At 65.6% G+C, this 9,668-nt stretch carries 8 protein-coding genes; 5 read left to right on the top strand and 3 right to left on the bottom strand.

What is annotated here, in order from left to right; all coding sequences use genetic code 11:
* Positions 1-17: 17 nt before the first annotated feature.
* The 3 genes from RAC97_RS24315 to RAC97_RS24305 all read right to left on the bottom strand — a co-directional run bounded on the left by RAC97_RS24315 (position 18) and on the right by RAC97_RS24305 (position 2,688).
* The gene (locus tag RAC97_RS24315) at positions 18-509 is read right to left on the bottom strand and encodes a DoxX family protein (protein ID WP_375097861.1); all 492 of its coding nucleotides are present in this window, start codon (positions 507-509) and stop codon (positions 18-20) included.
* Between the two features lie 152 nt (positions 510-661).
* On the bottom strand, positions 662-1,951 hold the full coding sequence (locus tag RAC97_RS24310; RefSeq protein WP_375097862.1) for a sensor histidine kinase: 1,290 nt from the start codon (positions 1,949-1,951) through the stop codon (positions 662-664).
* On the bottom strand, positions 1,948-2,688 hold the full coding sequence (locus tag RAC97_RS24305) for a response regulator (protein ID WP_375097863.1): 741 nt from the start codon (positions 2,686-2,688) through the stop codon (positions 1,948-1,950). The genes RAC97_RS24310 and RAC97_RS24305 overlap by 4 nt, the downstream gene beginning before the upstream one ends.
* Before the next feature lie 220 nt (positions 2,689-2,908).
* Between RAC97_RS24305 and RAC97_RS24300 the strand changes: the two genes are divergently transcribed.
* From RAC97_RS24300 to RAC97_RS24280, 5 genes are all read left to right on the top strand, one after another.
* A complete protein-coding gene (locus RAC97_RS24300; protein ID WP_375097864.1) occupies positions 2,909-3,196 on the top strand; it encodes a DUF2790 domain-containing protein in 288 nt (95 codons plus the stop codon).
* On the top strand, positions 3,186-3,731 hold the full coding sequence (locus RAC97_RS24295) for a thioredoxin family protein (RefSeq protein WP_375097865.1): 546 nt from the start codon (positions 3,186-3,188) through the stop codon (positions 3,729-3,731). Before RAC97_RS24300 ends, RAC97_RS24295 begins: the two co-directional genes overlap by 11 nt.
* Positions 3,732-3,923: 192 nt before the next feature.
* Positions 3,924-5,153, top strand: a complete 1,230-nt coding sequence (locus RAC97_RS24290) for a TolC family protein (protein WP_375097876.1) — start codon at positions 3,924-3,926, stop codon at positions 5,151-5,153.
* Between the two features lie 45 nt (positions 5,154-5,198).
* Positions 5,199-6,437 (top strand): efflux RND transporter periplasmic adaptor subunit, encoded by a 1,239-nt coding sequence (locus tag RAC97_RS24285; protein ID WP_375097866.1) that lies wholly within the window; start codon positions 5,199-5,201, stop codon positions 6,435-6,437.
* A 15-nt stretch (positions 6,438-6,452) separates the two neighbouring features.
* Positions 6,453-9,581, top strand: a complete 3,129-nt coding sequence (locus RAC97_RS24280; RefSeq protein ID WP_375097867.1) for a CusA/CzcA family heavy metal efflux RND transporter — start codon at positions 6,453-6,455, stop codon at positions 9,579-9,581.
* The last annotated feature ends 87 nt before the right edge of the window (positions 9,582-9,668 follow it).

Below are 9,668 nucleotides of genomic sequence, written 5' to 3'. Positions count from 1 at the left end.
TGCCATACGCTGAAGCATTAGCGGGCGAAGCGACGGCGCAGCAGGTGGTCCAGGCTCAGCCGCCCAGCGCCCTTGAGCAGCAGCGGCAGCAGCGCCACCAAGTAGATCAGCGGCAGCTTGTAGTTGCCAAAGCCCTGGTCGGTGATCGCATAACCGCGCGCCAGCTCTGCCAGCGAGCCCCACTGCGAAGGCCAGTGCACGGCGGCGATCGCCACCACTGTCACTACCATCAGCACCGCCGACGCCAGCCGCGTGCCCAACCCCAGCAGCAACAGCAGCGGGCAGATCAGCTCGGCCCACAACGACAGCTGCCAGTTCAACTCCGCCGGTAGCACGTTGAAGGGGAATGGGAAGCGCGTTTGCAGGTCGATGAACCAGTTGGCGCCGTTGAGTTTCTCAAGGCCCGACTCGAAAAACTCCCAGGCAAGGAACAGCCGTAGTGGCAGGTCGGCGCTCCATGTGCCGATGCGGTCGACTTGGTTGAAGGTGCGAAGGATCAATGTGCTCATGTGCAGGTTCTCGTTTGGCTGGAAAGACCGTGACGAGCAGTGTGCAGCGCGGGGGTATCTGCAGTGTGTCCGGGACGCAGGGGATGTGTATCGCTATGTAGAGCGCTGGCCGGGGCTCGCCTCCTGCTGAACAAGCCCCGGCCAGCGACGCCTCAAGGCAACTCGACCTGCGCGCACAATCCGCCTTCGGCGCGGTTGCTCAGGGTCAGTTGCCCCCCCATGGCCTGGGTCAGTTGCTGGGCGATCGCCAGCCCCAACCCGGTGCCGCCGGTGCTGCGGTTGCGCGAGCCTTCCACGCGATAGAACGGCTTGAGCACCTCGTCCAGCTCTTGTTCGGGAATGCCCGGGCCTTGGTCAAGCACGCGAATTCGCGTGGCCCCGCTGCTGACCTGTTCTACCTCCAGAAGCGCCGTGCCACCGAACTTCAGGGCATTGTCCACCAGGTTCGACAGCACCCGGCGCAGCGCATGGGGGCGGGCCTGCAGCACGCTGTCGGTGCTGCCGCAACGTTCGACCTGCTTGCCACTGTCCTGGTAATCGAACACCAGGCTGTCGAGAAAGGCATCGAGGTTCAGGCGCACCGGCTGTTCGGTGCTGCCGTCCATACTGCGGGCATAGGCCACACCTTCGCGCACCAGGTGCTCCATTTCGCAGAGGTCGTTCCACAGTTTGTCGCGCTCCGGGCCGTCGTCCATTACCTCGACTCGCAGCTTCATGCGGGTGATCGGGGTTTGCAGATCATGGGAGATGGCCGCCAGCAGCTGCATGCGCTCCTTGAGGTAGGCGCCGATGCGTGCTTGCAGGGTGTTGAAGGCCACGGCGGCGTATTTCACCTCGCGTGGGCCGGTTTCATCCAGCAGTGGGCCAGGTTTGTCCGGGTCGAGCTGGTCGACTGCCCGTGCCAGACGGGTCAGCGGACCGATCGCCAGGCGCACCGCCAGCCAGGTGCAGGCCAGCAGCAGCGCCAGTTGCAGCAGCAATATGCCAGGCAGCCAGCTGGCGACCGGCTGCATCTGCGGCGTGACATCGATGGTCAGCGGCGCGCCATCGGCCAATGCCAGGTGGGCCTGGAAATGCGGGCGCGGCCCAGGGATTTCCTGGAACGTCAGCGAATAGTCCTGGCCGATCGCCTCGACGATGGATTCGGCGGCCATGGGTGGGTTGGCGGTGGGCATCGCCTCACCCTGCAGGCCGCTGTCGAGGCGGTAACGGTAGTTGCGTCGCTCCAGGCGCGGCAGCCAGGCGGCGCGTTCGGCGGCAGGCAGACGGTCGAGGATGGCCACCGAAGTCGCCACGTCCATCTCAAGGTTGCTCAGCATCATCGTGCGGCTGCTGATGTAGCGCTCGTAGAACTGCAACCCGAAGGCCAGCCCATAGGCTAGCACCAGCCCGCAGAGGAAGATCAATGCCAGGCGCGAGGCCAGGGTGCGCGGCCATTTCATGTCGGCGTCTCGATCAACTGCACCGACAGCGAGAACACATAGCCCTCGCTGCGCACGGTCTTGATGCAGGTCGGCTCGCGGGCGTCGTCACCCAGGCGCTGGCGCAGGCGGCTGACCAGCAGGTCGATGGAGCGATCGAAGATATCCGCCTCGCGGCCCTGGGTGAGGTTGAGCAACTGCTCGCGGCTGAGCACCCGCTGCGGGTGGTCGAGAAACACCCGCAGCAAGCGGTACTCGGCGCCGCTCAGCGCTACCAGGGTGCCTTCATCGTCCAGCAGGTGGCGCGCCGTGGTGTCCAGGCGCCACTGGCCGAAGCGGATCAGCCGATTGCTTTCGCTGATGGTCAGGTTCGGCGGCAGCATGCGTGTGCGACGCAGCACGGCGTTGATCCGCGCCAGCAGCTCGCGGGCCGAGAAAGGCTTGGTGAGGTAGTCGTCGGCGCCCATTTCCAGGCCAATGATGCGGTCGGTCTCGTCGTTGCGCGCGGTGAGCATCAGCACGGGCGTGTTGCGGTGGCGACCGGCGCGCAGCTCGCGGCACAGCAGCAGGCCGTCGTCGCCGGGCATCATGATGTCGAGGACGATCAGGTCGACCGTGTTGGCTTCCAAAAAGGCACGCATCTGCCGGCCGTCGGCGACGATGCTCGTGCGCAGGCCGTTTTTTTTCAGGTAGTTGCCGACCAGTTCGCGGATTTCGCGATCGTCGTCGACGACCAGGATGTGATCGACGTGTTCCATCGAAGGGTGTCCTGTGAGAGGTGTTGTGGCGGCAGTGTACCGACGCCGCGGGCCGTTGCCTGCCGGTGTTTGTATTGCAGTGTATCTGTCCCTGCTACAGATACAGCAAAAGGCACAAGGCCCCGTTCACCGACACATCCGCGATACCGTCCGGGCGTCAAATGGCTCTCGACCGGGGAGCAAACCTCCCTACCGCCAAACCTGTTTCAGGAGAGATGCCATGAACTACAAGACCCTAGCCCGTGCCAGCCTGTTCGCCGTTCTTGGCCTGGGTGCCATCGCCGCCCAGGCGAGCACCCTGGCCAGCCCCCAGGCCAATAGCGACATTCCGGTGATGCAGTACCACTACGGTGACCGCCTGGACATCAAGAAAGTCGTGTCGGTGAAACAGGACAACCCCGACACCTGCGGCGTGACCAACACCCGCATGGAATACCGCGACTCCCAGGGCCAGCTGCGTGGCCTCGACTACCGCAGCTACGCCACCGGGGGCTGCTATGACAATTGACCAGCCCGTGCGCCGGCGTCTGTTCAAGGTGACCGGTGTGGTGCTGGCGCTGGCCGGCCTGGGCGTTGCGGGCCACTTGCTGGCCCGCGACAGCCTGGGCCCGATGCCCTCGCTGGCCGGGGCCGAGCAGTGGATCAACTCGCCGCCCCTGGACACCGACGTACTCAAGGGAAAGGTAGTGCTGGTGGACTTCTGGACCTTCGACTGCATCAACTGCAAGCGCAGCCTGCCGCATGTCAACGACTGGTCGCGGCGGTATGCCGACCAGGGGCTGGTAGTGGTGGGTGTGCATACCCCGGAGTACGACTACGAGCACGACCTGAACAACGTCCGCCAGCAGGTGCGCCAGTTGAACATCGCCTACCCGGTGGCCGTGGACAACGACTACCTGATCTGGAACACCTGGGGCAACCAGTTCTGGCCCGCGCATTACTTCGTCGACCGGCGTGGACAGGTGCGTCATGTGCATTTCGGCGAGGGCGACTATGAAGGGCAGGAGAAGGTGATACGTGAACTGCTGGCCGAGCCGGGTTAGCGGTGCGTCAGTGCCGGCCTCTTCACGGGCGAGCCCGCTCCTGCAGGTTTAGCGCAATATCTGTAGCAGCGGGCTTGTCGGCGCAGCCCCCTTCTTGATTGCAAAATTGTAATCTTCCCGCCACCGCCACGATAACCCGCCCTCCCTACAGTCCCGGCCTGGCTCCGTAAAGCTTGCCGACGAGGACTCGTGATCGTGCCGTTCAACCGCGCCACCCCTTTTAGCGTTGCCCTGTTATGCCTGCTCTCGGCAGCCCCAGCCGCCCGGGCGGAGCAATCCCTGAACCTGGAGCAAGCCCTGGCCGCTGCCTTGGACAGCAACCCGGAGTTGGCCGCCGTGCGCCAGGAAATCGGTATCGCCGAAGGCGAGAGGCGCCAGGCTGGGCTGTTGCCCAACCCCGAACTGTCCTGGGAGAGGGAAGACACTCGTCGCGACACCAGCACTACCACGGTGACGCTCAGCCAGCCGCTGGAGCTGGGCGCAAAGCGCAATGCGCGGGTCGAGGTGGCGCAGGCCGGCCAGGCCATCGCCCGGCTGGAGCTGGAGCGCCAGACCAACGGCCTGCGTGCCGATGTCACCCAGGCCTTCCATGCCGCTGTGCGTGCGCAGACCGCCGTGGAGCTGGCCGAGCAATCGCGTGCCTTGACCGAGCGCGGCCTGCGCGTGGTGCAGGGGCGGGTTGCGGCAGGGCAGTCGTCGCCGGTCGAAGAAACCCGTGGTCAGGTCCAACTGGCCCAGGCCGAAGCGCAGCTGGGTCGCGCCGAGTCCGAGCAGCGCGTGGCCTGGCAGGCCTTGGCGCGGCTGACGGGCAATGCGCGCGCCGACTTCACCCAGCTCGAGGGCGCGGCCCTGTCGCCAGGGCCTGCGCCGGATGCCGAGCGCCTGTTGGCCAAGGTCGAGCAAACCGTCGAATGGCGCCTGGCCGCCGCGCAGCTCGAGCGCGGCGAGGCCAGCCTGGGTTCGGAAAAGGCCCAGCGTATTCCCAACCTCACCGTCAGCGTCGGCAGCCAGTACAGCCGCGAGGACCGTGAGCGGATCAACGTGGTCGGGCTGTCGATGCCCTTGCCGCTGTTCGACCGCAACCAGGGCAACGTGCTGAGCGCCGCGCGCCGCGCCGACCAGGCTCGCGATCTGCGCAATGCCGTGGAACTGCGTCTGCGCAGCGACACCCGCAGCGCCCTGAGCCAGTGGGCCATGGCCATGGCCGAGGTGGACGCCTACGACCGCACCATCCTGCCTTCGGCGCGCCAGGCCGTGGACACCGCTACCCGAGGCTTCGAGCGCGGCAAGTTCGCCTTCCTCGATGTGCTCGACGCCCAGCGCACGCTGATCGAAGCCCGCAGCCAGTACCTCGACGCCCTGGCCACCGCCAGCGATGCGCGGGCCCAGGTCGAGCGGATGTACGGCGAACTCGACCGCTGAGCCCCAGCCATCCCCCCTTTTTGCGCACCACCAGCAGGAGCAATGATGAACAACCCACGCAAGCTCGCCATTCTGCTGGCTGCCATCGCCGTTCTCGGCGTCGGCGGCCTGGCCTGGAACGGCAACCTGTCGCCTGGCCAGGGTCCCCACGACGACCATGGCCAGGCAGGCCGCGGCCACGACGAAAAAGCGCGGCACGCCCATGACGAGAAGGCGGAGGCAGGCCACGGTGAAGGGGGTCATGGCGAGGAAGGTCATGATGAGCAAGGCTCGCTGCACCTGAGTGGCGCACAGATCGAAGCCGCCGGCATCCAGCTGGCCACCGCCGGTCCGCGCGCCATGGGCACCGCCATCAGCTTTCCTGGCGAAATTCGCTTCGACGAAGATCACACCGCCCACTTGGTGCCGCGTGTCCCGGGGGTGGTGGAGTCGGTACAGGTCGACCTGGGCCAGGCGGTCAAGCGCGGCCAGGTGCTGGCGGTGATCGCCAGCCAGCAGATCTCCGAATTGCGCAGCGTGCAGCAGGCGGCTCAGCGCCGCCTGGAGCTGGCGCGCCTGACCTTCGAGCGGGAGAAACAGCTGTGGCAGGAACGCATCAGCGCCGAGCAGGACTACCTGCAAGCCCGCCAGGCCCTGCAAGAAGCCGAGATCGCCTTGGCCAATGCGCGCCAGAAGGTCGCCACCGTGGCCCCGGCCGGCAGCGGTAACCGCTACGAGTTGCGCGCGCCGTTCGATGCTGTGGTGGTGGAGAAACACCTGAGCGTTGGCGAAGTGGTCGGGCAGGCCAGCAACGCTTTCACCCTGTCGGACCTGAACCGCGTCTGGGCGACCTTCGCCGTGGCCCCGCGGGACCTGGACAAGGTCACCCGCGGGCGCAGCGTGGTGGTCAGCGCCCCGGACCTGAATGCCGAAGTGCAGGGCACCATCAACTACGTCGGCAACCTGCTCGGCGAACAGAACCGCGCCGCCACCGCCCGCGCCACGCTGGCCAACCCCAATGGCGCTTGGCGCCCTGGGCTGTTCGTCAACATCGCAGTCAGCGTCGAGCGCCGTGACGTCGCCGTGGTGGTGCCGCAAAGCGCAGTACAGAGCGTGGAGCAACGCGAAGTGGTGTTCGCCCGCACTGAGAAAGGCTTCGAGGCCGTGCCGGTGCAACTGGGCCGCCGCGACGCGGGCTTCGTCGAGGTCACGCAGGGGCTGGCGGCCGGCACCCAGGTGGCTGCCGCCGGCAGCTTCGTCCTCAAGTCCGAGCTGGGCAAGGGCTCGGCCGAGCACAGCCACTGATCCGGGAACCCCGTCATGTTCGAACGCATCATTCAATTTGCCATCGAGCAGCGCCTGGTGGTCATGCTCGCGGTGCTGCTGATGGCCGCCGTGGGCGTGCACAGCTATCAGAAACTGCCCATCGACGCCGTGCCTGACATCACCAACGTACAGGTGCAGATCAACACCGCCGCGCCCGGTTATTCGCCCTTGGAAACCGAGCAACGCATCACCTTCGCCCTCGAGACCGCCATGGCCGGTCTGCCAGGCCTGAAGCAGACCCGTTCGCTGTCGCGTTCGGGGCTGTCGCAGGTGACGGTGATCTTCGATGACAGCACCGACATCTTCTTCGCCCGGCAGTTGGTCAACGAGCGCCTGCAAGTGGCTCGCGAGCAACTGCCCGAAGGCATCGAGGCGTTACTGGGACCGATTTCCACGGGCCTGGGGGAGATTTTCCTATGGACGGTCGAGGCCCAGGAGGGTGCGCTCAAGGACGATGGCACACCCTATACCGCCACCGACCTGCGGGTGATCCAGGACTGGATCATCAAGCCCCAGCTGCGCAACGTGCCGGGTGTGGCCGAGGTCAACAGCATCGGCGGCCATGCCAAGCAGTACCTGGTCGCGCCAGACCCCAAGCGCCTTGCGGCCTACAAGCTGACCCTCAACGACCTGGTAGGCGCCCTGCAAAACAACAACGCCAACGTCGGCGCCGGCTACATCGAACGCAATGGCGAGCAGTTGCTGGTGCGTGCGCCGGGGCAGTTGGCCTCGCTCGAAGACATTGCCGGCATCGTCATTTCCAGCGCCGACGGCGCGCCGATACGGGTCAGCCAGGTGGCTGAGGTGGGCCTGGGCGAGGAGCTGCGCTCGGGTGCGGCCACCGAGAATGGCCGCGAGGTGGTGCTGGGCACGGTGTTCATGCTGATCGGCGAGAACAGCCGGACGGTGTCCCAGGCTGTGGCGCAGAAGCTCGAGGAAATCAACCGCACCCTGCCCAAGGGCGTGGTGGCAGTGACGGTGTACGACCGCACCCATCTGGTGGAGAAAGCCATCGCCACGGTGAGAAAGAACCTGGTCGAGGGTGCGATCCTGGTGGTCGCGGTGCTGTTCCTGTTCCTGGGCAACATTCGCGCCGCGCTGATTACGGCCATGGTCATACCCCTGTCGATGCTGTTCACCTTCACCGGCATGTTCACCCACAAGGTCAGCGCCAACCTGATGAGCCTGGGGGCGCTGGACTTCGGCATCATCGTCGACGGCGCGGTGGTGATCGTCGAGAACGCCATCCGCCGCCTGGCCCACGCCCAGCAACGCCATGGCCGCCTGCTGACGCGCACCGAGCGCTTCCACGAAGTGTTCGCCGCCGCCCGCGAGGCACGTCGCCCGCTGATCTACGGGCAGTTGATCATCATGGTGGTATACCTGCCGATCTTTGCCCTCACCGGTGTGGAGGGCAAGATGTTCCACCCGATGGCCTTCACCGTGGTGCTGGCGTTGCTGGGGGCGATGATCTTGTCGGTGACCTTCGTGCCTGCGGCCATTGCCCTGTTCGTGACAGGCAAGGTCAAGGAAGAAGAGGGCATCGTGATGCGCGCTGCGCGCGCGCGTTATGCCCCGCTGCTGGCCTGGGTGCTGGGTCGGCGCAACCTGGCCTTCGCCGGTGCCGCGAGCCTGGTGCTGTTGTCCGGCGTGCTGGCCAGCCGCATGGGCAGCGAGTTCATCCCCAGCCTCAGCGAAGGCGACTTTGCCCTGCAATCGCTGCGGGTGCCGGGCACCAGCCTGAGCCAGTCGCTGGATCTGCAGCAGCGTCTGGAGAGGGCGATCATCGACCAGGTGCCCGAAGTGGAGCGGGTGTTCGCCCGCACCGGCACTGCCGAGATCGCCTCCGACCCGATGCCGCCGAACATCTCCGACGCCTACGTGATGCTCAAGCCCCAGGCGCAATGGGCTGACCCGAGCAAGCCGCGGGCGGCGTTGATTGCCGAGGTACAGCGCGCTGCGGCCAGTGTGCCGGGCAGCAACCATGAGCTGTCGCAGCCCATCCAGCTGCGTTTCAACGAGCTGATTTCCGGCGTGCGCAGCGATGTGGCAGTGAAGGTGTTCGGTGACGACATGGCGGTGCTGGAGCGCACCGCTGCACAGATCGCCAGTACCTTGCAGCAAGTGCCGGGTGCCTCGGAAGTGAAGGTCGAGCAGACCGCTGGCCTGCCGGTGCTGACCATCGACATCGATCGCGACCAGGCCGCGCGCTATGGTCTGAACGTTGCCCAGGTGCAGGATGCAGTCGCTATCGCCGTGGGCGGTCGTAATGCGGGCACGCTGTACGAAGGTGACCGTCGTTTCGACCTGGTGGTGCGCCTGCCGGAAACCGTGCGTACCGATATCGACGGTCTGTCGAGCTTGCTGATTCCGGTACCGGCCAGTGCCAGCGCTACGCAGATTGGCTTCATCCCGCTGTCCCAGGTGGCTGCCCTTGACCTGCAACTGGGGCCGAACCAGGTCAGCCGCGAGGATGGCAAGCGGGTGGTGGTGGTCAGCGCCAACGTGCGTGGGCGAGACTTGGGTTCGTTCGTCGATGAGGCATCGCAGGCGCTGATCGAGCAGGCGCCTGTGCCGCCGGGCTACTGGACCCGCTGGGGCGGGCAGTTCGAGCAGTTGCAGTCGGCGGCCGAGCGTTTGCAGGTGGTGGTGCCGGTAGCGCTGCTATTGGTCATGGCCTTGTTGCTGATGATGTTCAACAACCTGCGCGACGGTCTGTTGGTATTCACCGGTATTCCTTTCGCCCTCACGGGTGGGGTGTTGGCGCTGTGGCTGCGGGACATTCCGTTGTCGATTTCCGCTGGGGTGGGGTTTATTGCCTTGTCGGGGGTGGCGGTGCTCAATGGGCTGGTGATGATTGCTTTCATTCGTGCTTTGCGTGAGGAGGGGCGGGCGTTGCGGGTGGCTATCGAAGAAGGGGCCTTGACGCGGCTGCGGCCTGTGCTGATGACTGCGTTGGTGGCTTCGCTGGGGTTCATTCCGATGGCTTTGGCGACCGGGACCGGTGCTGAGGTGCAGCGGCCTTTGGCTACGGTGGTGATTGGCGGGATCCTGTCGTCTACAGCGTTGACTTTGTTGGTGTTGCCGGCGTTGTACCAGTGGGTGTATCGGGGGGAGGATTGAGTGGGTCTGATTGCTGATTCCTGGCGAGGCAGTGCATGCGATGTGCCGCTTTGTTCCTAGTGCTCTTGCTTTTGATCTTGATCTTGA

The organism is Pseudomonas sp. LS_2, assembly GCF_042709235.1.
Lineage (GTDB): Bacteria > Pseudomonadota > Gammaproteobacteria > Pseudomonadales > Pseudomonadaceae > Aquipseudomonas.
This window is presented reverse-complemented; position numbering and strand designations above follow the sequence as displayed.